The following is a 22,632-nucleotide window of genomic DNA, read 5'->3' on the forward strand; positions in this document are numbered from 1 at the left end:
CAGCGGTGGGGCTGGGTTGGAGTCTGGGTTGGAGTCTGGGTTGGAGGCAAGCCGGCGCCGAAAAGAAAAAGCCCCCTGACGAGTCAGGGGGCTTTCAAATACTGGCGGAGAGGGTGGGATTCGAACCCACGGTACGGGGATACCGTACGCCTGATTTCGAGTCAGGTACATTCGACCACTCTGCCACCTCTCCGTGGCTGGATTCCGTAACGGCGGTTGTCCCTGTCTTTGCAGGTTCCTTTTCTTGCCCGGGCTTCGGGTTTGAAAAAGGTCTTGAAAGACCCAGGCTTTCCGCGATTAGATCCCTGGTCGGAAGGATCTACGTTGTCGGAGCAGCGAAGCCCGCAATTATACATAGATTTTTTTGTTTGTGTAGCCCCTCCTGTGAATCGAGGATGCAGTATGGGAAAAGACGGCGTCCTGGCCGTGCGCGCGGCGTCTTGTCGCCCTGGCAAGGCGGGTCTTGCCGGGCGCGGCTACACTTGACGCCTCGCTTCACCGTCCGCCTCTCGCGCCAGATCACAGGAGAATTCCCATGCTCAAAGGAAAAGTCGCAGTCGTCACCGGTTCCACCAGCGGCATTGGCCTCGGCATCGCCAGCGCGCTCGCCCAGCAGGGCGCCGATATCGTCCTGAACGGCTTCGGCGACGCCGCCGAGATCGAGAAGGTTCGCGCCGGGCTGGCCAGCCAGCATGGCGTGCGCGTCGTGTACGACGGCGCCGACCTGTCCAAGGGCGAGGCCGTGCGCGGCCTGATCGACAACGCGGTGCGCCAGCTCGGTCGCATCGACATCCTGGTCAACAACGCCGGCATCCAGCACACCGCGCCGATCGAGGACTTCCCGGTCGAGAAGTGGGACGCCATCATCGCGCTGAACCTGTCGGCCGTGTTCCACGGCACCGCCGCCGCGCTGCCGTACATGAAGAAGCAGGGCTTCGGCCGCATCATCAACATCGCCTCGGCCCACGGGCTGGTGGCCTCGGCCTTCAAGTCGGCCTATGTCGCCGCCAAGCACGGCGTGGTCGGCTTCACCAAGGTCACCGCGCTGGAAACCGCCGGCCAGGGCATCACGGCCAACGCCATCTGCCCGGGCTGGGTGCGCACCCCGCTGGTCGAGAAGCAGATCACCGCGCTGGCCGAGAAGAACGGCGTGGATCAGGAAGCCGCCGCCCGCGAACTGCTCAGCGAAAAGCAGCCCTCGCTGCAATTCGTCACGCCGGAACAGCTGGGCGGCACCGCCGTCTTCCTGGCGTCCGACGCCGCCGCGCAGATCACCGGCACCACCATTTCCGTCGACGGCGGCTGGACCGCGCGCTGATATCAGGTAGGAACTCCGCTCATGCTGTTTTTGCTTTCCCCCGCCAAGAAACTGGACTACGACTCGCCGCTGCACGTCGAGACGCATACCCAGCCCCTGTTCGTCGATCAGGCCGCCGGCCTGATCAAGGTGCTCAAAACCAAGTCCGCCGACGACATTTCCGCGCTGATGAGCCTGAGCCCGGCGCTGTCCGAGCTCAATGTGCAGCGCTACGCCAGCTGGAAGCGCAGCTTCACCCAGGCCAATTCGCGCCAGGCGGTGCTGGCCTTCAATGGCGATGTGTATGAGGGGCTGGACGCGTCCTCGCTGTCGGCCAAGCAGCTGGACTGGGCGCAGGAACACGTGGCCATCCTCAGCGGCCTGTACGGCGTGTTGCGTCCGCTGGACCTGATGCAGCCCTATCGCCTGGAAATGGGCACGCGCCTGGAAACGCCGAAGGGCAAGACGCTGTACGACTACTGGGGCAGTTCGATCGCGCAGTACCTGAACGAACGCCAGGAAGGCCAGAAGTCGCCGGTCATCGTCAACCTGGCGTCCGAGGAGTACTTCAAGTCCGTGGACCTGAAGGCGCTCAAGGCGCGGGTGGTGCAGTGCGTGTTCCAGGATTGGAAGAACGGCACCTGGAAAATCATCAGCTTCCACGCCAAGCGGGCGCGCGGCCTGATGGCGCGCTACGCCATCCTGCACAAGGTCGCCAAGCCCGAAGGGCTGCAGGGCTTCGACCTGGAGGGTTACGCCTACGACGCGTCGGCCTCGTCGGACGACAAGCTGGTGTTCCGGCGCAAGCTCTGAGCCTCTGGCTTGCTGTCGTGAAAATGGCCGCCTTCGGGGCGGCCATTTTCTTGCGGCGTCGCGATCCTGGCGGGACGCGCCGCCCGCTCAGGCCGGCGCCGCCGCGCCCGGCGCGTGCGCCGGCTCGTCCAGCGCCAGCAATTCCTGGCGGATCATGTGGCTGGCCTTGATCATTTGCTTGAGCGGATACGCCAGCGCCGCCTGCTCGCCGTCGGTGTCGAACTGAGTCGGCAGGACCGGCGCAGGCCCTTGCATCCGGCTTTCGTCCAGCAGCCGGGCCATGCCGTCCAGCGCCTCGCGCACCGGCGCGGGCGTTTGCGGCAGCGCCGCCAGGGTCGGGATGGCGGCCGTGATCTGCGAGGCCAGCACATGGTTCTGGATCAGCAGGTTGTTCAGCTCGGGCACGTTGACCTGATGCGACTTGGGTTCGCTCATCATGCGGTAGAACGCCTCGGCGAAATTGCTGAAGGCGATGTGCACGTTCTTGCGCGCCAGCCGCCAGGCGAGGTCGGCGTCGGCGATGGCCGGGGCCTGGCCGTCCCTGGCCGCGTCAGGCGCGGGATCGGCCGGCGCCTGCATCGCGTCGGCGTAGCGCATGCCCGCCAGCAGGTACTCGCGGTTGGCGCGCGTGGCTGCCGCCGCCAGCGGCTTGAGATAGCGGGCCTCCCACCAGGGCAGGATGTAGCTGCACACCAGCGCCAGCGCGCAGCCGATCAGCGTGTCGATGGCGCGTTCGCCGATCACCGACATGGACACCGTGCCAGGAGAAACGAAGTGGAACACCAGCACCACGAACAGCGTGTTGAAGATGGCGCTGGCCATGTAGTTCAGCTGCACCAGGCTGTTGCCCATGATGCAGGCGGCCAGCAGCACGGCGAACAGGATCTCGGGGCTGTCGGTCAGGTTGAACAGCAGCAGGGCGCAAACGCAGCCGATGACGGTGCCGGTCAGGCGCCAGCCATTGCGCTGCCGGGTCAGCGCGAAGCCCGGTTTCATGATGATCACGATGGTCAGCATGATCCAGTAGTTGTGCGCTGAAAATGCCGGCGACAGCCAGCGGCTGGCCAGCGTCATCGCCAGCGCCGCCGCCGCCGTCACGCGCAGCGCGTAGCGGAAGTGCGGCGAATCCAGGCGCAGGTTGCTGGTCAAGAGGCCGAAGCGGAATTCCTGGCGCGAGATGAAGCGCGTGAGCGACTTGCTGATGCGCAGCACATCGGTGGGCTTGGCGTCGGGCGAGGCGGCGGTGTGGTCGGCCAGCCGGTCGACGATGCGGGTGGAATTGCGCAGGCGGCGCAGCACCTGGATGATCAGCGCCAGCATTTCCGGCTCGCGTTCGCCGAAGCCCTGTTGCTTGAGCTGCTCGATCTCGTACTCGATGGCGCGCAGCTCGGCCTTGGCGCTGCTGCGGTACTGCACCTTGCGACCGCGCGACACGTCCAGCGCGATGCGGTTCAGTTCCAGCGACATCTTCACCAGCGCGTCGCGCATGAAGATCAGGCAGTCGTTGCCGGCCAGCGCGCGCCGCAGCGCGGCGTAGTCGGTGTGCGTGGCCACCAGCGTGTCCAGCAGCTGCAGCATGTCCACGAACATGTTCCAGATCATCACGCGCTGGCGGTCGCCCAGGCCCTTGCCGCGCGGCAGGGCGCGCAGCACCATGTCGCGCGCCGCCTGGTGTTTTTCCGTCATGACGGACTGGCTCTGGATCAGCGCGCGATAGGCGTCGTCCAGGTCCGCGGTCGCGTCGTAGAAGGCGGCGCGCGCGGCCACGTAGTCGGCGGTGGCGAACAACGCCACCGACATGGCCTGCTGTTCCTCGCGCAGCCAGAACAGTCGCGAGAAGCCCAGGCTGAACGCCACGTAGAACAGCGCGCCGCCCAGCGTCGCGGCGGCATGGGCCAGGACCTGGTCGGGCTCCAGCGGCGAATGCATGGTCAGCGTCATGAGCAGCAGGGCGGCGAAGCCGATCAGGCCGCCGCGCTTGCCGAAGACGGTGAACATGGAAAAGACGAAGCACTGGGCGATGACCGCCAGCCAGATCAGTACAGGGTGCGTGGACGCCAGCCCGGTGATGATGACGGTCAGCGTGCCCAGCAAGGCGCCGCCGAGCATTTCGTTGGTGCGGTGGCGTTGCGGACCGCCGGGCTGGTCGATGATGGCCAGGCATTGCGCGCCGAAGGTGGCCACCAGTCCCGTGGCGTAGTGGCCGAACAGTCCGCCCAGCACCAGCACCGGCAACAGCATGCCTATCGCCTGGCGCACCCCTCCGAAAAAGTAGTGGCTGTAGAGGAAGCGGCGAATGCTGGCAATGCGCAAATCCATGGGCGAGCGGCGTGCGGGCTGATTGATGCGACAAGTATAGAGAGCGGCGGGCTTTTCGGGGCCGGATTACTGCGCCAGATTGTTGCCGCGATGGCGCTTTGACGTCGCTTTGGCGGCGGTTCGGATTTGGTTCCTGGTCCGGGTTTGGGGGCCGAGGCAGGACAAGTCCGAGCCGGATTCCGAAATGATGCGGGACCACAATATGGACCTCAAAGGACCAGCATGTGGACCTGCGGTAGCGGCCCGCCCGCGCCGCAAAATCCGGGGTCGGATCTTCCGCGATACCTGGGCGCAACACCGCGCCACGCATGATTTGCTACGGATGACGCAATGCGGTAGAGTCGTTGCCTTGCGCTGGCCTGCCTATCCGAAGCCGGCGCGTTGAGGCGGATTTTCTGGACCACCTTCCAGGATCTTCCGCAGCAGTTACACCTGCCGTTGGCCGCGCCACAAGCGTGTGTTGCCAAGGCTTCCATTTCGACCTCCAGCGTCCCCAAGGGGCGTTCGCGCTGCGTTCTGTCGAACGTATGCCGGGTCGGCAAGGTGTCCGGGTGGCGTGGCTCCGTGAGCCGCAAAGCGCCGGATCATGTTGTCGCAGCCGGTATGGGTTCAGTTGCCGCCGTATCCGGGCGGGCAGCAGGCAGGGTTAGCAGGGCCGGTTTTGAAAGGAATGACAACATGGAACTGAATGGCGCCGATATCGTCGTGCGCTGCCTGGCCGAAGAAGGCGTGGAACACGTTTTCGGCTACCCCGGCGGCGCTGTGCTTTACATCTACGACGCGATTTTCAAGCAAGACAAATTCCAGCATATCCTGGTCCGCCATGAGCAGGCCGCCGTGCATGCCGCCGACGCGTATTCGCGCTCGTCGCAGAAGGTCGGCGTCTGCATCGTGACCAGCGGCCCCGGCGTGACCAACGCGGTCACCGGCATCGCCACTGCCTACATGGACTCGATCCCGATGGTCATCATCAGCGGTCAGGTTCCCACGGCGGCGATCGGCGAGGACGCCTTCCAGGAATGCGACACCGTCGGCATCACGCGTCCCTGCGTCAAGCACAACTTCCTGGTGCGCGACGTCAAGGATCTGGCCGAGACCATGCGCCGCGCGTTCTACATCGCGCGCACCGGCCGTCCCGGCCCGGTGCTGGTCGACATCCCCAAGGACGTCACCGTCGCGCAGTGCAAGTACGCGCCGCCCAAGGGCGAGATCACGATGCGCTCCTACGCGCCCGTCAACAAGGGGCACCAGGGGCAGATCAAGAAGGCCGTGCAGATGCTGCTGGCCGCCGAACGTCCGATGATCTACACCGGCGGCGGCGTGATCCTGTCCAACGCCGCGCCCGAGCTGAACAGGCTCGTGACGCAGCTGGGCGCGCCCTGCACCAGCACGCTGATGGGCCTGGGCGGCTATCCCGCCAGCAGCGGCCAGTTCGTGGGCATGCCCGGCATGCACGGCACGTATGAAGCCAACATGGCGATGCAGCACTGCGACGTGCTGCTGGCCATCGGCGCGCGCTTCGACGACCGCGTGATCGGCAATCCCAAGCATTTCGCCCAGAACGCCCGCAAGATCATCCATATCGACATCGATCCCTCGTCGATCTCCAAGCGCGTGCGCGTGGACGTGCCCATCGTCGGCAACGTCAAGGACGTGCTGGCCGATCTGAGCGCTCAGTACGAGGCGGCCGCCGCCGAGCACAAGCCGGCCTCCATCACGAAATGGTGGGAGCAGGTCGAGACCTGGCGCGGCAAGGAATGCCTGAAGTACGCGGGCTCGGACGAAGTCATCAAGCCGCAGTACGTGGTGGAAAAGCTCTGGGAAGTGACCGGCGGCGACGCCTTCGTCACCTCCGATGTGGGCCAGCACCAGATGTGGGCGGCGCAGTACTACAAGTTCGACAAGCCGCGTCGCTGGATCAACTCCGGCGGCCTGGGCACCATGGGCGTGGGCCTGCCGTACGCCATGGGCGTGCAGATGGCCAATCCGGGCCAGGAGATCGCCGTCATCACCGGCGAAGCCTCGATCCAGATGAACATCCAGGAACTGTCGACCTGCGCGCAGTACCGCCTGACGCCCAAGATCGTCTGCCTGAACAACCGCTTTCTGGGCATGGTCCGGCAGTGGCAGCAGATCGACTACGGCTCGCGCTACTCCGAGTCGTACATGGATTCGCTGCCCGACTTCGTCAAGGTGGCCGAGGCCTATGGCCACGTGGGCCTGCGCATCGAGCGCCCGGCCGACGTCGAGCCGGCGCTGCGCGAAGCGTTCAAGAAGCACAAGGACCGCCTGGTCTTCCTGGACTTCATCACCGACCGCACCGAGAACGTGTGGCCCATGGTGAAGGCCGGCCGCGGGCTGACCGAAATGCTGCTCGGCTCTGAAGACCTGTAAGGAGGCCAACATGAAGCATGTGATTTCCGTCCTCCTCGAGAACGAGCCCGGCGCGCTGTCGCGCGTGGTGGGGCTGTTCTCCGCGCGGGGCTACAACATCGAGACGCTGACCGTCGCGCCGACCGAGGACGCCACGCTGTCGCGCATGACTATCGTCACCACCGGCTCGGATGAAATCATCGAGCAGATCACCAAGCACCTGAACCGCCTGGTGGACGTGGTGAAGGTGGTCGACCTGACCGAAGGCTCGCACATCGAGCGCGAGCTGATGCTGGTCAAGGTGCGGGCGGTGGGCAAGGAACGCGAGGAAATGAAGCGCATGGCCGACATCTTCCGCGGCCGCATCATCGACGTGACCGACAAGTCCTACACCATCGAACTCACCGGGGTGCAGGAAAAGGTACAGGCCTTCCTCGAGGCCCTGGACCGCAGCGCCATCCTGGAAACCGTGCGCACCGGCGTGTCCGGCATCGGCCGCGGCGAACGGATCTTGAAGATCTGAGGCCGGGATTTCCCGGCCGCACCCTGCAACTGAATCAATCGAATATCCACATACTGGAATCTGGAGCACAACATGAAAGTTTTCTACGACAAAGACTGCGATCTCTCCCTCGTCAAAGGCAAGACCGTTGCCATCATCGGCTACGGCTCGCAAGGCCACGCGCACGCGCAGAACCTGCATGACTCGGGCGTGAAGGTCGTCGTCGGCCTGCGCAAGGGCGGCGCCTCGTGGAACAAGGCCGCCAGCGCCGGCCTGGACGTCAAGGAAGTCGCCGACGCCGTCAAGTCCGCCGACATCGTCATGATGCTGCTGCCCGACGAGAACATCGCCTCGGTCTACAACAAGGAAGTGCACGCCAACATCAAGGCCGGCGCCGCGCTGGCCTTCGCCCACGGCTTCAACGTGCACTACGGCCAGGTCGTGCCGCGCGAAGACATCGACGTCATCATGATCGCGCCGAAGGCCCCGGGCCACACCGTGCGCAACACCTACAAGCAGGGCGGCGGCGTGCCGCACCTGGTGGCCGTGTACCAGGACAAGTCCGGCGCCGCGCGCGACGTGGCCCTGTCCTACGCCAGCGCCAACGGCGGCGGCCGCGCCGGCATCATCGAGACCAACTTCCGCGAAGAAACCGAAACCGACCTGTTCGGCGAACAGGCCGTGCTGTGCGGCGGTACCGTCGAACTGATCAAGGCCGGCTTCGATACGCTGGTGGAAGCCGGCTACGCGCCCGAAATGGCCTACTTCGAGTGCCTGCACGAGCTGAAGCTGATCGTCGACCTGATCTACGAAGGCGGCATCGCCAACATGAACTACTCGATCTCGAACAACGCCGAATTCGGCGAATACGAGACCGGCCCGAAGATCGTCACGGACGACACCCGCGCCGCCATGCGCCAGTGCCTGACGGACATCCAGAACGGCGAGTACGCCAAGCGCTTCATCCTGGAAAACGCCGCCGGCGCCCCGACGCTGACCTCGCGCCGCCGCATCAACGCGGAATCGCAGATCGAGCAGGTGGGCGGCAAGCTGCGCGCCATGATGCCCTGGATCGCCGCCAACAAGCTGGTGGACAAGTCCAAGAACTGATGCCCGCCAGGGCGCCGGGCCTGGCCTGCGAGGGCATGCCGCTTTTCTTTTTCCCCGCGGGCGATGCACGCCCGCGCCACGCCGGCGCGTAAGGCCGTCCGGCCCGCAAGCGGGGCCAGATGGGTTAACCTTTCGATCTGTCCGCCGCAAGTTTTCCAGACCATGCCCAATTTCTCCATGCGCGATTCCGAGAACCGCCATCGCAGCATCTACCTGCTGCCCAACGCGTTCACCACCGCGGCCCTGTTCGCGGGCTTCTACGCCGTCGTGCAGGCCATGAACAACCGCTTCGAGGTCGCCGCCATCGCCATTTTCGTGGCCATGGTGCTGGACGGCATGGACGGTCGCGTGGCGCGCCTGACCAATACCCAGTCCGCCTTCGGCGAGCAGTACGACTCGCTGTCCGACATGACCTCGTTCGGCGTGGCGCCAGCGCTGGTCATGTACGAATGGATTCTGAACGACCTGGGCCGCTGGGGCTGGCTGGCCGCGTTCGTCTACGTGGCGGGGGCCGCGCTGCGGCTGGCGCGCTTCAACACCAATATCGCCGTGGTCGACAAGCGCTACTTCCAGGGCCTGCCCAGCCCCGCCGCCGCCGCGCTGGTGGCCGGCTTCGTCTGGCTGGCCGTGGACAACAAGCTGCCCATCCATGACAGCGTGATGGCCTGGGTCGCATTCACCGTGACCATGTACGCCGGCATCTCGATGGTGTCGAACGCGCCGTTCTTCAGCGGCAAGAGCTTCGCCCTGGGCCGCAGCGTGCCGTTCTGGGGCATCCTGCTGGTGGTGGCCGTGTTCGTGTTCGTCTCCAGCGATCCGCCGGTGGTGCTGTTCGGCCTGTTCGTGCTGTACGGCCTGTCGGGCTGGATCATCTGGGCGCTGCGCTGGAACCGCGCGCGTCGCTTGCAGCAGGAACGGCGCGGGCAGGGGTCGTGACATCATTGCTGGGATGCAATTGAAAAACCCGCCGTTGGGCGGGTTTTTTCATGGCCGAGGCATTCAGCGCCACATGAACCTGTCTTCGTCGTACATCGGATCCGGCCCGGGATGGAAATGCGTCACGCCCGAACCGTCGCGGCCCATGTACACGTACATCAGCGAATTCCAGACGCTGTTTTCCTTGTAGCGATAGGACCAGACCACTTCGCGCTTCTCGCCCAGGCCTGCTTCATCGATCCTGGCCGGCGGGCCGAATTCGCAGCGCACCCGGTCCGGACTCCAGGTTCCGGTCTCCAGCACTTTGAAGTGCGGGTCGGTCAGCAGCGGCAGCACCTTGTCCACCCGGCCGTCGGCGCCGACATTGGCGCCCCAGGCGTACTGGCCCATGGGCTGCTGCGTCCAGATGACACGCCGGCCGCCGTTGGCCTGCGGGCATTCGAAGTTGGGCCGGCCGAACTGGGCCTGCACGTCGGCCAGCGGCGTGCCAGGCGCGACCTGGGCCAGGTTGGCGCAGGCCGACAGGGCCAGCAGGGCGCCCGCCGCCAGGGCGATGCGGGCCGTTTTGTAATGAAGTGTCATATTTTGCTCCCCTCGAAGGCGGAAGGGCGCCCCTGGGGCGCCAGTAGGGCAATTCTATCGAATCAGCTATAATCGTCGGGCTTTATCCAGGCATCCGTTTCGCATGATGCCGAATCGCGCCGGCGGCAGCGGCGGCGGGCCAGGCCAAGAGCCAGGTTCCACCAGCCTCTGCAGGCAGCAGTGAGAAAGCGAATACGCCAATCCGGTCCGCGATTTTTTTCCCAACCACGTCAGGGCGCCTCGGCCCTGTCGCATGTCCGAAGAGGTCATAAATGTCTGTTGCTGACATCAAGAAAGCCGATATCGTTGCGCAATTCCAACGCGCTCAAGGCGACACCGGTTCCCCCGAAGTTCAGGTGGCTCTGCTCACCGCCCGTATCAACGAACTGACTGGTCACTTCAAGGAACACATGAAGGACCATCACTCGCGCCGTGGTCTGCTGCGTATGGTCAGCCGCCGCCGCAAGCTGCTCGACTACCTCAAGGGCCGCAATCCCGATTCGTACCGCGCTCTGATCGAAAAACTCGGTCTGCGCAAGTGATCGACGGGGCTGGCTCCCCATGACGCAACCGTGGCCGGTGCGACTCTTGTCGCGGCGGCCACGGTTTTTCATTTGTAAGGAATAACCGTCATGTTCAATAAAGTGACTAAATCGTTCCAGTACGGCCAGCACACGGTCGTCCTGGAAACCGGCGAGATCGCTCGCCAGGCCTCCGGCGCCGTCGTGGTGTCGATCGAGGACACCGTGGTCCTGGCGACCGTCGTGGCCTCCAAGAAGGCCAAGCCGGGTCAGACCTTCTTCCCGCTGACCGTCGACTACATCGAGAAAACCTACGCCGCCGGCCGCATCCCGGGCGGCTTCTTCAAGCGCGAAGGCAAGCCGTCCGAAAAGGAAACGCTGACCTCCCGCCTGATCGACCGTCCCCTGCGTCCGCTGTTCCCCGAAGACTTCTATAACGAAGTCCAGGTGGTCATCCACACGCTGTCGGTCAACCCTGAAATCGACCCCGACATCGCCGCCATGATCGGCGCCTCGGCCGCGCTGGCCATCTCGGGCATCCCGTTCAACGGCCCGATCGGCGCCGCGCGCGTGGGCTACATCGATGGCCAGTACGCCATCAACCCGACCGCCTCGCAGCTGAAGTCCTCCAAGCTGGACCTGGTGGTCGCCGGCACCGAGAACGCCGTGCTGATGGTGGAATCGGAAGCCGACCAGCTGTCCGAGGAAGTCATGCTCGGCGGCGTGGTCTACGGCCACCAGCAGATGCAGGCCGTCATCAACGCCATCCATGACCTGGTCAAGGACGCCGGCAAGCCCGAGTGGGACTGGCAGGCTCCGGCCAAGGACGAGGCCCTGATCGCCGCCGTCACCGCCGCCGCCCAGCCCGGCCTGAACGCCGCCTACCAGGTCCGCGAAAAGCAGGCCCGCACGACGCAGCTGCGCGAAGTCTACGCCAACGTGTCGGCCACGCTGAACGCCGCCGCCGCCGAGAAGGGCGAGCCGGCGCCTGACGCCGTCACCGTCGACAACATCCTGTTCTCGCTGGAATCCGCCATCGTGCGCGGCCAGATCCTGAACGGCGAGCCGCGCATCGACGGCCGCGACACCCGCACCGTGCGCCCGATCAGCGTGCGCCTGGGCGTGCTGCCGCGCGCTCACGGCAGCGCCCTGTTCACCCGCGGCGAAACCCAGGCGCTGGTCGTGGCCACGCTGGGCACCAAGCAGGACGAGCAGATCATCGACGCGCTCATGGGCGAGTACCGCGACCGCTTCATGATGCACTACAACATGCCTCCGTTCGCCACCGGCGAAACCGGTCGCATCGGCGTGCCCAAGCGCCGCGAAATCGGCCACGGTCGCCTGGCCAAGCGCGCGCTGATCCCGCTGCTGCCGGCCCCGGAAGACTTCCAGTACACCATCCGCCTCGTCTCGGAAATCACCGAGTCCAACGGCTCCTCGTCGATGGCTTCGGTCTGCGGCGGTTCGCTGGCCATGATGGACGCCGGCGTGCCGGTCAAGGACCACGTCGCCGGCGTGGCGATGGGCCTGATCCTGGACGGCGGCAAGTTCGCCGTGCTGACCGACATCCTGGGCGATGAAGATCATCTGGGCGACATGGACTTCAAGGTCGCGGGCACCGAGAACGGCGTCACGGCCCTGCAGATGGACATCAAGATCCAGGGCATCACCAAGGAAATCATGCAGGTGGCGCTGGCCCAGGCCCGCGAAGGCCGCCTGCACATCCTGGGCAAGATGAAGGAAGCGCTGGACGGTTCGCGCGGCGAGCTGTCGGCTTTCGCTCCGCGCATGCTGACCATCAAGATCAACCCCGAGAAGATCCGCGACGTGATCGGCAAGGGCGGCGCCACCATCCGCGCGCTGACCGAAGAGACCGGCACGCAGATCGACATCTCCGACGACGGCACGATCGTGATCGCCAGCGTCGACGAAGCGCAGGCCAAGGAAGCCCAGCGCCGCATCGTCGAGCTGACCGCCGACGTGGAAGTGGGCCAGGTCTATGAAGGCGCCGTGCTGCGCCTGCTGGACTTCGGCGCCATCGTCCAGGTGCTGCCGGGCCGCGACGGCCTGCTGCACATCTCGGAGATCGCCAACTACCGCATCGCCAACATCAACGATGTGCTGAAGGTCGGCCAGCAAGTCCGCGTCAAGGTCATCGAGGCCGACGACAAGGGCCGCCTGCGCCTGTCCATCAAGGCCATCGGTGGCATCGAGCAGCAGCAGGCCGCTGCCGAAGCCGCTCCGCAAGCCGAGGCGCAGCCCGAATAAGGCTTGCGCATACGCTGGAGCATGGCGCCGCGCTGAACCGACATCAGATCCTTGAGTCGTCAGAGGCGCGGGGCCGAAAACCCGGATCCGGTATTACACCGGATCCGGGTTTTTTATTGGGTTTCGTCCGTTGACGGGTCCAGCTGTCGCAGCGCCGCCACCGTTACCGGCTTGACGGGCGCCCGCGCCGTGAATGCGCCCAGCTCCGCCACGTCCTTGCCGCGCGTCTGCGCCAGCAGCTGCGCCACGCCATGCTGGCAATAGCGCCCCTGGCAATACCCCATTCCGCTGCGGCAGGCCAGCTTGACGCTGTTGACGTCGCAGGCGTGCGGATTGTCGGCCAGGAATGCGTGTATGGCGCCGGCCGTGACTTCCTCGCAGCGGCAGAGGGTCGTATCCGGCGTCGCCAATCGGGCCAGCGCGTCCAGGCGAGGTTCGAAGAACCGCTGCACGGCGTGGCTGAAATGCAGCGCGCGTTGCCTGGCGCGCTGTGCCTGGCGCAAGCGCGAAGTCAGAGAAGCGGAGCCTGGGCCGCGCAGGTCCAGCGTGGCCTGCAAGGCGGCGATGCGGCCTTCGATCGCGGCCAGTTCGGCGCCGCCGACGCCGGCGGGTTCGCCGGCCACGAAAATGCGCGATTGGCTCGTGCGCATCTGCTCATCATGCACGACGGTCCAGCCGCCTTCGGCCGGCTTCCATTGCATGGCGCAACCGGCCTGGCGGGCCAGCTCGGAGGAGGCCAGCAAGCCATAGCCGACAACCAGCGTGTCGGCCTCGAGCGATCTTTCGCTGCCCGCCACGGGTTCCCACATTGGCGTGACGCGGCTCAGCGTGACGCGCTGCACCTGTTGCTCTCCCTCGGCGCGCGTGATCAGCGTGCCGAAGCGTATCGGCACGCGCTGGCGCCGCAGGTTCAGCAGCGCGCGGGCGGCCTCTTTCAGCGGCGCGAAATGTCCGGGCAGGGCGCGCCAGTGCGACAGCATGTCGGCGAGTCCTGGCGCCGGGCGGGCGAAGGCGACTTCGGCCACCTGCGCGCCGGACTTGAGCAGCAGATCGGCCACCAGCAGCAGCAAGGGATGAGAGCCGGCCAGGACGAAGCGCTGGCCGGGACGCAGGAACTGACTCTTCATCAAGGTTTGGACGCCGCCGGCTGACATCACGCCCGGCAGCGTCCAGCCCGGGAAGGCGACCGGCAGGTCATAGGCGCCGGTGGCGATGAGCAGGGCGGCGCCGTCGATCAAGGCGGCGCCGTCGTCGCGGCTGATGGCGACCCGGACGCCGGGATGCGCCGTCGTGCGAAACACTCCCCAGGCCGTCGTGCCGAACCGCCACTGCACCTGGCTCGACCGGCGGGCGGCGTCGAGCATCGGCTTGCCGAAGGGATTGCTTTCAAAAGCGCTGTTTGGCGGGCCTTGGAACGCGGCCGGGGGCTGTCTGAATATCTGGCCGCCGAGGTCGTGCTGTTCATCGATGACCACCACGCGCAGGCCTTGTTCGGCGGCGGTCAGCGCCGCCGATACGCCGGCCGGGCCCGCGCCGATGATGATGAGGTCAAAGCCCGCGCTTTGCCGGCCCGGCGCGCTGGCGAGTGCTTCAGGCCTCATGGGTGGGTACCTCTATGCGCATGCCTTCCTTCACTTGCGTCATGCAGCCGCGTATGGCCTGCCGTCCGTCGATCGTGACCAGGCATTCGAAACAGACTCCCATGTTGCAGACCGGCGCATGGGCGGCCTGGCCGTGAGAGCGACGGAAAACCGAGACGCCGGCCGCCAGCAGCGCGGTGGCGACCGTTTCTCCAGGGTAGGCCTGTGACGGTGCGTCATTGATATGGATGGTGATCGGAGCGGGCCTGGAGACTCCATCCCGCAGTCGAATCGTGGCGTTAGGCAAAGGTCAGGCTCCCGAATCTTCCGGGGTCATAGGGCGTGGTATCGAACATCCTGGGGTGGTTGAGGATGTCGTCGGCCAGGATTTGAGCGTAGGTGGGACCGAGCGTGAAGGCCGATCCGCCGGTGGCGATGAATAGCCCGGCCGCTTTGGGGACCGCGCCGATCAAGGGCAATTGGTCGGCCACCAGCGCGGTGGCGCCCGTCCAGGCCCGCAGGACCTGCAGCTTGCCGACGTCGGGCGCGACCGCCGCGGCGGCGTTCATGCTGCCCGCCAGGGACGGCAGCAGCAATTCGGGCTGACTCTCCAGGTCGATGACGCCGTCGGTCTGAGCGAGCGCCGCTGGCCAGCCGCCGCCGATGAGCACGTTGCCTTCCTGGGTTTGCTTCATCGACAGTCGGCGTCCCGCGTGTTGAACCAGATGCTTGATGAAGGGCGCGGTTCTTGCGGTCGCCGCCATCGTCAGCCCCACCGCGCTGACGGGAAGCGTCACGCCGGCCATCTGCGCGATACGGCCGGACCAGATGCCCGCGGCCAGCACGACGGCGCCGGCCTGGATCGATGCGCCGTCGTCGATGCCGACGCGCCATCCGTGGCCGTTGCGCCGCAGGGATTGCACGCGGACGCCGCTGCGGATGCGGGCGCCGCGTCGCGTCGCGGCCCTGGCGAATGCCAGCGTGCAGCGCCTGGGATCGGCCTTGCCTTCCCCGGGACAGAACGCGGCGGCCAGGATGGACGGGCCCAGGTAAGGCGCCAGGGTCCGCAACGCGTCGCGGTCCAGCATCTCGACTTCCAGGCCCGCTTCGCGTTCCAGCGCGCTCTTCTGCTCCAGGAGCGTCACTTGTTCGGCCGTCTCGGCGACCATCAGGCCGCCGTGCTGGATCACGCCAAGATCTTCCTGCAGCTCGGTCGCCAGATCGCTCCATGCATGCTGGGCATGCAGATGCAGCGGCAGGGCTTCGGCCGCCTTGCGCGCGCTGTCCAGCCCATGCTCGATCATGCGGTACTCAAGCTGGAAGTGCAGGCTGCCGGCATTGCGTCCCGAGGCCTGGCTGTTGAGCTGGCGCTTTTCGACCAGCATCACGTCCACGCCGGCGCGCGCCAGGTAATAGCTGATGGCGCAGCCGAGCAGGCCGCCGCCGAGGACCAGGACAGCGGGCGATGCGTGCGCGCCGGCGTCGGGCCGGGACGTATCCATCAGGCGGGGTCCAGGGGCGTGGTCTCGATGCCGAGACCTTCGAGCGTGGCGCGCACCCGCTCGATTTCAGCCGCGCTCAAGTCCAGCAGCGGACGCCGCACATGGCCGGCCGGAACGCCGCGCAGGCGCAGCGCCGTCTTGAGGATGGCCTGGGCGCTGCCGAAGTTGCCGGCGAAGTCCTTGTTGAACCAGGCTTTCATGATGACCCGGTCGCGTTCGCCCAGCGTGACCGCGCCGGCCTTGTCGCCGGCGGCGATCCGGCGCCAGAAGTCCGGATGATCGGCGCCCAGCACGCCGCCGGCGCCCATCAGGCCGTCGCCGACGCCCAACGCCGCCAGATCGGCGCCCAGCGCCGAGGTGGGCATGTTGAAGTAGCGGACCTTGTGGCGCAGCCGATATGCGCCTTGCAGGAACATGCCGAAGTCCGGCGTGGAATTCTTGATGGCGACGACATGGTCGATGTCGGACAGTTCCTCCAGCAGCTCCACGTCCATGTCCACCACGCAGCCGCGCGGCCAGTTGTAGATGCAGATGGGGATGTCCGTCGCGTCGGAGACGTCCTGGTAGAACTGAACCAGTTCCCTGCGGCTGGGCACGATGTAAGGGGGCGGGGTGAGGATGATGCCGTCCAGCCCCGCGCGTTGCGCGGCGCGCGCATGGCGGATGGCCTCCGCGGCGGTGTAGGCGTTGCATCCGCCCAGGACGGTGATGCGTCCGCCGATATTGCGGCCTGACTCGGCGAAGAGTTGCGCGCGCTCGGCTTCGTTCAGGCTGAACCACTCGCCCGAGGTGCCGGCCAGGATCACGCCATGCATGCGCTCCTGCACGTACCACTCGAGTTGCTGCGCCAGCGCGGGCCAATCCAGGTTTCCCTCGCGGGTGAACGGCGTCGTGATGGCGGGAATGTAGCCTGTCCAGGCGATGTCATTGCGATCCATGGCAAGCGCTCCGTGTCACTTCAGCGCCGCGTCGGCTTCGATTTCGATCAGGAACTCCGGCAGGGCCAGCGCCTGTACGCCGATGAAAGTGTTGGCGCCCGGCAGCGCGTCGCCATAGAAGGCGCTGATCTGCGCGCAGATCGGTTCGAGCAGCTCGGGCCTGTGGTTGACGACATAGGTGCGCAGCCGCAGCACGTCCGCCGGCGTCGCGCCGGCCTCGGCTAGGACCTGGCGCAGGTTTTCCAGGGCCTGGCGGGCCTGCGCCGCGACATCGCCGGCGCCCACCAGATTCCGGTCCTTGTCCCAGGCGACCTGCCCGGCCAGGTGCAGGCTGCGCGTGCCCGTGTGCTCGGTGGCATGGGAAAAGCCGAACGGCAGGCTGGGGTATAGCGATTCAGGGTTGATGGCGTGGCGTGTCACGAGAGGGATCTCCGGAAGGCATGCGGGCGTGGATGGCCGCGTTTCAATTGGGCCGGGTATGGACGGAAAGCTCGAAGATGTTCTGCCAGGGGTCGAGAAAGCGCTGGAATCGCGAGCCGGCCGTGGGGCCTTCGGAAAACGCGATGCGGTCGAACAGGGTGCAGCCGTTGTCTTGCAGGATCTGCGCGGCCGCCTCCAGGTCCTGCACCTCTATGCCGAGGTGATAGCTGCCGATCTGATGGCTGGGCGCGGGTCGGGTGGCGTGGCTGGCGGGCTGGTCATAGGCAAAGATCTCTATCCTGGCGCCGCCCGGCAGCGCCAGCATCGCAAGCTCGAGCCTGGCGCCTTCGACGCCAAGATGAGCGTCGGTCCAGTCGCGCCCGTCCTGCGCGCGAGGCAGCGCCGCGCTGTCAACCGGACCGAGCCGGTACTGCACGGTGGCGCCGAATACGCGCTCATAGAAGGCGACGACGGGCTCAAGTTCCCTGACGGTCCAGGAGACGTGATCGAGGCGGAGTATGCCCAAGGGGTTGGTCTGCACGGCGTTGCTCCAGGACAGGGTAAAGGATGAACACGGTTGCGTTTGTCCCGCACTGGCGGCGCTGGCGCGGGGAGGGGGGACTCAGGGACTGGGCGGCGTGATGGACAGGATGATCTCCACCGTCCCGGATGAGTCGTTGCGGTAGCGGTGCGCGAGCCGCGCGTCGAAGGAGATGCTCTCGCCGCTCTTGACCAGATGGTCGACGCCCGCGATCTGCGCCACCAATTCCCCCTGGATCACGTAGACACACTCGGTGGACGGATGCCCGCGAGGCTCGTCGGCGGACACCTGGCCGGGCGCCAGGACGGCCCGCAGCACTTCCAGGTCGCTCTGGCCCGCGGTGAGTCGCTCATAGCTGACCCGCCCGGCCGGCGCGGTCAGCTTCGAGCGATTGCCCGGCCGGCTGATCCAGACGGCCGGGGCGTTGGGCTCGGCGAATAGCGATGTGATCGATTCGCCGAAGACGGCCGCCAGCCGGCGGACTGTTTCCAGACTGGGGTCCGTGACCGAGCGTTCGACCTGGCTGAGCAGGGTGGCGGATACCCCGGCCTGGGCCGCCAGGTCGCGTAGCGACAGGTTTCTCGCGGTTCGAAGTTCCTTCAGGCGTTCACCAATCATGCTGCTTGTTTCCGTGGATCATGGGATGTTTGTGCACTACTAATGTACAAAAACTTCATGGGTTGTGCACTTGAATTTTACATGTACAACGTTGTCGATCCCTCTTTTTCAGAAAGTAAAACCCTATCGAAAACACCTATGCCAGGGTTTGGTGTTCTCAGATTAGACTTTTCGTGCAGTTTGACTGCACAAAGATCGCGACGTTTGTATAGCTTCACTTTACGTGAGACCTTCATGACAAATTCGACCTCCACGGCCGGCCATGCTCCGCGCCATTGGTATCGCTGGCTGCTGTTGACGCCCTTCATCTGGCAGGCGGCGTTGGCGCCCCTGGTGAACGACATCGGGTACCAGCCCCTGGGCCTGCCCTTTCCCATGGCCTGGCAAATGGCCGGCATCGTGTACGCGAGCCTGGTGATCGGGCTGGTGTTCCATCTCGACCAGCGCGCCGGACTCGGGGATGAGGAGGCAGGCCTTCTCGCCGCGACGGCGGGGCAGGAAAGGGGACACTCATGACGCTCGCCATTGTTTGCGCCATCCTGTTGGCGACGCTCGCGGGGGCGCTGGGCTACGGCCGGCGCGCGCGCGGCGAGAACACGCTGACTGAATGGGCCGTGGGCGGACGCAGCCTGGGCACGCTGATCTTCTGGTTCATGAACGCGGGCGAGGTATACACGACCTTCGCGGTGCTCGGCATCTCAGGCTATGCCTGGGCGCTTGGCGCGCCTGCCTATCTGGCTTTCTGTTCGGTGTCGTTGAGCTACGCGGTCGGTTACTGGCTCATGCCCAGGATCTGGCGCGCGGGCCGCAAGGAAGGCTTCGTGACGCAGGCGGACTACTTCGCCGCGCGCTACGAGGCGCCCTGGCTGGGTGTGCTGACGGGCGTGATCGGCATTGCCTCGCTGGTGATCTACGTGCAGATCCAGCTCATCAGCCTGGGGCTCATCGTTCGCCTCACGCTGGGCTCGGACCTGTCCACGGTCGCCGCCACGCTCATCGCCGCGGCGCTCATGATCGCCTTCGTCTTCATCGCCGGCCTGCGTTCGGCGGCCTTCGCCGCCGGCGTCAAAGATGTGCTGATGATCGTGGTCGTGGTCGTGCTCAGCGCCACCGTGGCGGGCAAGGTCGGCGCGGCGTCCCTGCTGGACATCTTCCACATGGCCGATCAGGCCTACCCGGGCATCGGCGCCTTTCCGGGCAAGGATCCCGCCTCGCCGACCACGTCCGTCTGGCTCATGACTTCCGCCGTGAACATCGCATTGGGCAATTGGGTGTTTCCGCACCTGTTCCAGATGTGCTATTCGGCGCAAAGCGCCACCGCCATCAGGCGCAACGCCGTGTGGCAGCCGCTGTACTCGCTGGCGTATTTCTTCATCATCCTGCTGGGCTTTGCCGCGCTGCTCGCGGGCGTGCAGCCGCCCGACAACAATCTCAACGCGGCGCTGCTGCAATTCGTCGCCACGTCCTATCCAGCGTGGGTGATCGGCTTGGTGGCCGGAACGGGGTTCCTGTTGGCGCTGGTGCCCGGCTCCCTGTTGCTGCTGTCGGCCGGCACGATCTTCACGCGCAATATCGCGCAGCCGATCTGCGGGGCCCTGTCGGAAGCGGCTTCCCTGCGCCTGTCGCGCGCGGCGCTGGTGTGCTTTGCCGCGCTGGCGGCGTTCCTGTCCATATCCGACGGCAGCTCCCTGGTGCGCATCCTGCTCAATGCCTACGCGGCGATCGGCATGCTGGCGCCGCCGGTGTTCTTGGGATTCCTGTGGCGGCGCGCGACGGCATACGGCGTGCTGGCCGGGCTGGTGGCGGGTTTCGTCGCCTTGCTGGCGCCGTTCGCGTCCAGCTATTGGTCCCGCGCCGTGCCCGAATGGGAGCCGGGATTGATCGCCATGGCCATCAATGCGCTGGTCCTGATAGCCGTGAGTCTCCTGACGCCGATGCCGCGACCGTCCGCGGTGGCCGTCGGCATTCATTCAACGTCGCCCCGAGTCCGCGCCGGAAATCAAACAACCTGACCCGGTAAAGCCCTCGGGATGCGTTCGCCTCCCGAAGCATGAATACGCCGTTGCTCCTGTTGTCCGGGCAGCCATTGCCTGGTGGGGGCGGCTGCGTCCCTGAAAACCTAGTGCTAGAGAGATTTCCATGATTTGTGCTCGAGAATTTTCCATGAAGAACATTGGCTTGTTCCTGCTGTTCCTCGTCTGTGCCAGGCAGGCTGTCGCCGACGAAAACAACGTCCAGCTTTACGGGATGGTGAATTCAGGAATGACATACATCAGCAATGGCGCGGGCGGCAGTTCGGTCCGGACCGACGGCTGCGGTCCGCAGGGCTGCAACCGCTGGGGGCTGCGGGGCAGGGAAAGTCTGGGCGATGGCCTGTCCAGTCTGTTCGTGCTGGAAAGCGGTTTCAATCTCCAGAATGGCAAGTCCGGCCAGGGTGGCCTGATGTTCGGCCGGCAGGCCTATGTCGGCCTTGCCAATCAGCGCTATGGCACGCTGACGCTGGGGCGGCAGTACGACTCGTTGTCGGATACGGTCGGCATGTTCCCGTCGAGCAACAATTTCGCGACGGGCTATGGATCGCATTTCGGCGATCTGAACAATCTGAATCAATCCATCCGCATCAATGACGCCGTCAAGTACGTGAGTCCGGAGTTCGGCGGCCTGCGCATGCATGGCATGTACAGCTTCGGCGGGCAGTTCGGCAACTACGCGGCCAATCGCTCCTGGGCGCTGGCAACGGCCTATACGAGCGGACCGCTATCCATGGCGATCGGCTACCTGGATATTCATCCGCCGGCGACGCGCGCCAACGGTACGGGCGGCGTGTATGAGTCCAACGGCAACTACGTCGGCTCCCTGGGGCAGTATGTCGGCCTGCAGGATGCCGATGCGATGAAGGTGATCGGGGCGGGAGCGTCCTACACGGTGGGGGCGGCGACCATCGGATTCACCTATGCCCACACCCTGCTGCGCAACAGCCGCTATTTCGTGGTGAATGGCTTTCCCGGAGCTGGCAGCGGCGGCGACTTCACGATGGACAGCTACGAGTTGATGACGAGTTATCGGCTGAATTCCGCGCTGTCGGTCGGCGCGGCCTACATCTACAACATCGGCAAGGCGGACTATCAAGGCCTGCGGCCCAAGTTCCATCAGATCAACCTTGGCGCCAGCTACTCGCTGTCGAAAAGAACCGAGTTGTATGGCGTGTTTATCTTCCAGAAGGCGGCGGGCGATGGCATCGCGCCGCTGCGCGGCGCCGCCGGCGCCGTGATCGGGCGCGCCGCGCAAGCCGAAATCGCGGGGGTGGGCATGAGTTCGGACTCCAGTCGGCAGACGCTGATGACGATGGGCATCACCCATCGCTTCTGATGCCCCGTCCCTGGCTCGGAGGCGATCGCTACGGTTCCCATCCTCGCGCTTCTTACGGTAAAGTTCAGCGCACAGGACAGGACGCGGCGCGTTGCGAGCCAGGCGTCCGGACGCGGGATTCGGGGGGAAACGGATGGTCTGGGCATGACGGAACGGCTGAGGGCCGCCAGCATCGCGGCGCTGATGTCGGTGGCGTTTTCCGCGCTGTTGGCCGGCTGCGCCGGCAGTCCGCCGCCTGACGGCAAGGGGCCCCGCAGCGAAAGCATGTCGGCGGACCAGTTCGGCCAGACCGATTTCAACCGCACGGTCACGCTCGAGGTCCGCGACAACCTCGCCAGCCTCTACGTCCTGCTGGACAAGCTCTACCGCCGCAATCCCCGCGAATGGCGCAAGACCGACGCCGCCGACCAGCCCGCCGCCGTGGCGCGGGTCAAGCGCGCCATCGAGGAGCGCCGCCCGCCGCCCGGCCTGTCCGGCCTGCGCGACATCCAGATCCTGGCCGTCTCGCTGGACCCCAACTATTCGGGCGACCGTGTCGCCGCCTTCATCTACGGCCTGGCCGACACCATCATCGCCGCCCACAACGGCAAGACCCGGCTGTACGTGTCCGACGCGCTGGACGGCCAGCGGGTCTACAATGCCGCTCGGAACGTCGAGGCCGCCGCCTGGCTGCTGGCGTCGCGCCATAACAGCCAGGGCGAGCCCTTGCTGCTGGCCAACGAGATGTCGCAGAACGCCACCAACCTCAGCTTCGAGCGCGAGTTCGGCGCCATCATCGGCCGGCTGGACCTGATCGCCAACCTGCTGGGCGAAAACTCCAGGCGCATCGGGATCAACTACGCGCAGGGCTTGCTGCTGTTCAATTTCCTGCCGGTGCGGTAGGGCGCGGCGCGCAGTCCTCTCGATGCCGTCCGCGTTCCACAGGACAACCGCCGCGCAGGCA

General features: G+C 65.8%; 21 protein-coding genes and 1 tRNA gene. 12 read left to right on the top strand and 10 right to left on the bottom strand.

Translation table 11 applies throughout. The features are described 5' to 3' along the window. Window positions 1-102: 102 nt before the first annotated feature. Window positions 103-193: transfer RNA gene (locus AC6LJ5_RS18235), tRNA-Ser, on the bottom strand. A gap of 342 nt (window positions 194-535) precedes the next feature. On the opposite strand from AC6LJ5_RS18235, the gene AC6LJ5_RS18240 reads away from it, so the two are divergent. Both AC6LJ5_RS18240 and yaaA read left to right on the top strand, forming a co-directional pair. Then, window positions 536-1,318, top strand: coding sequence for a 3-hydroxybutyrate dehydrogenase (locus tag AC6LJ5_RS18240; RefSeq protein ID WP_498141221.1), 783 nt, complete (start codon window positions 536-538; stop codon window positions 1,316-1,318). A gap of 21 nt (window positions 1,319-1,339) precedes the next feature. Further along, window positions 1,340-2,110 carry a peroxide stress protein YaaA gene (gene yaaA, locus AC6LJ5_RS18245; protein WP_498141222.1) on the top strand — a complete coding sequence of 257 codons (771 nt, stop codon included), beginning with the start codon at window positions 1,340-1,342 and terminating at the stop codon, window positions 2,108-2,110. A gap of 87 nt (window positions 2,111-2,197) precedes the next feature. Here the strand turns inward: yaaA and AC6LJ5_RS18250 are convergent, their stop codons facing one another. After that, on the bottom strand, window positions 2,198-4,429 hold the full coding sequence (locus tag AC6LJ5_RS18250; RefSeq protein ID WP_392411925.1) for an FUSC family protein: 2,232 nt from the start codon (window positions 4,427-4,429) through the stop codon (window positions 2,198-2,200). Between the two features lie 603 nt (window positions 4,430-5,032). Between AC6LJ5_RS18250 and AC6LJ5_RS18255 the strand changes: the two genes are divergently transcribed. The 4 genes from AC6LJ5_RS18255 to pssA all read left to right on the top strand — a co-directional run bounded on the left by AC6LJ5_RS18255 (window position 5,033) and on the right by pssA (window position 9,350). Next, window positions 5,033-6,823 (top strand): acetolactate synthase 3 catalytic subunit, encoded by a 1,791-nt coding sequence (locus AC6LJ5_RS18255; RefSeq protein ID WP_392411923.1) that lies wholly within the window; start codon window positions 5,033-5,035, stop codon window positions 6,821-6,823. Between the two features lie 10 nt (window positions 6,824-6,833). Further along, entirely contained in the window at window positions 6,834-7,325 is a 492-nt protein-coding gene (gene ilvN, locus AC6LJ5_RS18260) for an acetolactate synthase small subunit (protein WP_103272923.1), read from the top strand. Between the two features lie 72 nt (window positions 7,326-7,397). Next, window positions 7,398-8,414, top strand: a complete 1,017-nt coding sequence (gene ilvC, locus AC6LJ5_RS18265; protein ID WP_103272924.1) for a ketol-acid reductoisomerase — start codon at window positions 7,398-7,400, stop codon at window positions 8,412-8,414. Window positions 8,415-8,576: 162 nt separating this feature from the next. Continuing rightward, window positions 8,577-9,350, top strand: a complete 774-nt coding sequence (gene pssA, locus AC6LJ5_RS18270; RefSeq protein ID WP_103272925.1) for a CDP-diacylglycerol--serine O-phosphatidyltransferase — start codon at window positions 8,577-8,579, stop codon at window positions 9,348-9,350. Window positions 9,351-9,413: 63 nt separating this feature from the next. Here pssA and AC6LJ5_RS18275 read toward each other — a convergent pair whose 3' ends face one another. Then, window positions 9,414-9,932, bottom strand: a complete 519-nt coding sequence (locus AC6LJ5_RS18275; protein WP_103272926.1) for a hypothetical protein — start codon at window positions 9,930-9,932, stop codon at window positions 9,414-9,416. A 272-nt stretch (window positions 9,933-10,204) separates the two neighbouring features. On the opposite strand from AC6LJ5_RS18275, the gene rpsO reads away from it, so the two are divergent. Continuing rightward, window positions 10,205-10,474: a 30S ribosomal protein S15 gene (gene rpsO, locus AC6LJ5_RS18280; RefSeq protein WP_012248532.1), complete on the top strand. Its 270-nt coding sequence runs from the start codon at window positions 10,205-10,207 to the stop codon at window positions 10,472-10,474. Between the two features lie 90 nt (window positions 10,475-10,564). Beyond that, the gene (pnp, locus tag AC6LJ5_RS18285; protein WP_103272927.1) at window positions 10,565-12,721 is read left to right on the top strand and encodes a polyribonucleotide nucleotidyltransferase; all 2,157 of its coding nucleotides are present in this window, start codon (window positions 10,565-10,567) and stop codon (window positions 12,719-12,721) included. A 113-nt stretch (window positions 12,722-12,834) separates the two neighbouring features. On the opposite strand, the gene AC6LJ5_RS18290 is transcribed toward pnp, so the two are convergent. The 7 genes from AC6LJ5_RS18290 to AC6LJ5_RS18320 all read right to left on the bottom strand — a co-directional run bounded on the left by AC6LJ5_RS18290 (window position 12,835) and on the right by AC6LJ5_RS18320 (window position 18,320). Next, window positions 12,835-14,322, bottom strand: coding sequence for an FAD-dependent oxidoreductase (locus AC6LJ5_RS18290; RefSeq protein WP_498141223.1), 1,488 nt, complete (start codon window positions 14,320-14,322; stop codon window positions 12,835-12,837). Then, a complete protein-coding gene (locus tag AC6LJ5_RS18295) occupies window positions 14,312-14,608 on the bottom strand; it encodes a (2Fe-2S)-binding protein (protein ID WP_498141224.1) in 297 nt (98 codons plus the stop codon). Before AC6LJ5_RS18295 ends, AC6LJ5_RS18290 begins: the two co-directional genes overlap by 11 nt. Beyond that, complete coding sequence (locus AC6LJ5_RS18300; RefSeq protein WP_498141225.1) at window positions 14,601-15,803, bottom strand: NAD(P)/FAD-dependent oxidoreductase; 1,203 nt, start codon at window positions 15,801-15,803, stop codon at window positions 14,601-14,603. The genes AC6LJ5_RS18295 and AC6LJ5_RS18300 overlap by 8 nt, the downstream gene beginning before the upstream one ends. Beyond that, a complete protein-coding gene (locus tag AC6LJ5_RS18305) occupies window positions 15,803-16,741 on the bottom strand; it encodes a dihydrodipicolinate synthase family protein (RefSeq protein ID WP_498141226.1) in 939 nt (312 codons plus the stop codon). Before AC6LJ5_RS18305 ends, AC6LJ5_RS18300 begins: the two co-directional genes overlap by 1 nt. 15 nt (window positions 16,742-16,756) lie before the next feature. Beyond that, window positions 16,757-17,161: a RidA family protein gene (locus tag AC6LJ5_RS18310; RefSeq protein ID WP_103272932.1), complete on the bottom strand. Its 405-nt coding sequence runs from the start codon at window positions 17,159-17,161 to the stop codon at window positions 16,757-16,759. Window positions 17,162-17,204: 43 nt separating this feature from the next. Further along, a complete protein-coding gene (locus AC6LJ5_RS18315) occupies window positions 17,205-17,702 on the bottom strand; it encodes a VOC family protein (RefSeq protein WP_498141227.1) in 498 nt (165 codons plus the stop codon). A gap of 81 nt (window positions 17,703-17,783) precedes the next feature. Beyond that, window positions 17,784-18,320 carry a helix-turn-helix domain-containing protein gene (locus AC6LJ5_RS18320; RefSeq protein WP_103272934.1) on the bottom strand — a complete coding sequence of 179 codons (537 nt, stop codon included), beginning with the start codon at window positions 18,318-18,320 and terminating at the stop codon, window positions 17,784-17,786. Window positions 18,321-18,554: 234 nt separating this feature from the next. Between AC6LJ5_RS18320 and AC6LJ5_RS18325 the strand changes: the two genes are divergently transcribed. From AC6LJ5_RS18325 to AC6LJ5_RS18340, 4 genes are all read left to right on the top strand, one after another. Next, window positions 18,555-18,836, top strand: a complete 282-nt coding sequence (locus AC6LJ5_RS18325) for a DUF3311 domain-containing protein (RefSeq protein ID WP_498141228.1) — start codon at window positions 18,555-18,557, stop codon at window positions 18,834-18,836. Continuing rightward, a complete protein-coding gene (locus AC6LJ5_RS18330) occupies window positions 18,833-20,332 on the top strand; it encodes a sodium:solute symporter family protein (RefSeq protein ID WP_498141229.1) in 1,500 nt (499 codons plus the stop codon). The genes AC6LJ5_RS18325 and AC6LJ5_RS18330 overlap by 4 nt, the downstream gene beginning before the upstream one ends. A gap of 166 nt (window positions 20,333-20,498) precedes the next feature. Then, on the top strand, window positions 20,499-21,689 hold the full coding sequence (locus AC6LJ5_RS18335) for a porin (RefSeq protein ID WP_498141230.1): 1,191 nt from the start codon (window positions 20,499-20,501) through the stop codon (window positions 21,687-21,689). Between the two features lie 144 nt (window positions 21,690-21,833). Further along, complete coding sequence (locus tag AC6LJ5_RS18340) at window positions 21,834-22,571, top strand: hypothetical protein (protein ID WP_498141231.1); 738 nt, start codon at window positions 21,834-21,836, stop codon at window positions 22,569-22,571. Window positions 22,572-22,632 lie beyond the last annotated feature (61 nt).

This window comes from Achromobacter sp. 1011791174 (assembly GCF_059760925.1).

Coding starts and splice junctions, on each gene's coding strand:
- rpsO (WP_012248532.1), top strand. CDS start 10,205: ATGTCTGTTGCTGACATCAAGAAAGCCGATATCGTTGCGCAATTCCAA.
- yaaA (WP_498141222.1), top strand. CDS start 1,340: ATGCTGTTTTTGCTTTCCCCCGCCAAGAAACTGGACTACGACTCGCCG.
- AC6LJ5_RS18290 (WP_498141223.1), bottom strand. CDS start 14,322: ATGAGGCCTGAAGCACTCGCCAGCGCGCCGGGCCGGCAAAGCGCGGGC.
- AC6LJ5_RS18340 (WP_498141231.1), top strand. CDS start 21,834: ATGACGGAACGGCTGAGGGCCGCCAGCATCGCGGCGCTGATGTCGGTG.
- pssA (WP_103272925.1), top strand. CDS start 8,577: ATGCCCAATTTCTCCATGCGCGATTCCGAGAACCGCCATCGCAGCATC.
- AC6LJ5_RS18325 (WP_498141228.1), top strand. CDS start 18,555: ATGACAAATTCGACCTCCACGGCCGGCCATGCTCCGCGCCATTGGTAT.
- AC6LJ5_RS18300 (WP_498141225.1), bottom strand. CDS start 15,803: ATGGATACGTCCCGGCCCGACGCCGGCGCGCACGCATCGCCCGCTGTC.
- AC6LJ5_RS18305 (WP_498141226.1), bottom strand. CDS start 16,741: ATGGATCGCAATGACATCGCCTGGACAGGCTACATTCCCGCCATCACG.
- AC6LJ5_RS18330 (WP_498141229.1), top strand. CDS start 18,833: ATGACGCTCGCCATTGTTTGCGCCATCCTGTTGGCGACGCTCGCGGGG.
- ilvC (WP_103272924.1), top strand. CDS start 7,398: ATGAAAGTTTTCTACGACAAAGACTGCGATCTCTCCCTCGTCAAAGGC.
- AC6LJ5_RS18240 (WP_498141221.1), top strand. CDS start 536: ATGCTCAAAGGAAAAGTCGCAGTCGTCACCGGTTCCACCAGCGGCATT.
- AC6LJ5_RS18255 (WP_392411923.1), top strand. CDS start 5,033: ATGGGTTCAGTTGCCGCCGTATCCGGGCGGGCAGCAGGCAGGGTTAGC.
- ilvN (WP_103272923.1), top strand. CDS start 6,834: ATGAAGCATGTGATTTCCGTCCTCCTCGAGAACGAGCCCGGCGCGCTG.
- AC6LJ5_RS18275 (WP_103272926.1), bottom strand. CDS start 9,932: ATGACACTTCATTACAAAACGGCCCGCATCGCCCTGGCGGCGGGCGCC.
- AC6LJ5_RS18320 (WP_103272934.1), bottom strand. CDS start 18,320: ATGATTGGTGAACGCCTGAAGGAACTTCGAACCGCGAGAAACCTGTCG.
- AC6LJ5_RS18250 (WP_392411925.1), bottom strand. CDS start 4,429: ATGGATTTGCGCATTGCCAGCATTCGCCGCTTCCTCTACAGCCACTAC.
- pnp (WP_103272927.1), top strand. CDS start 10,565: ATGTTCAATAAAGTGACTAAATCGTTCCAGTACGGCCAGCACACGGTC.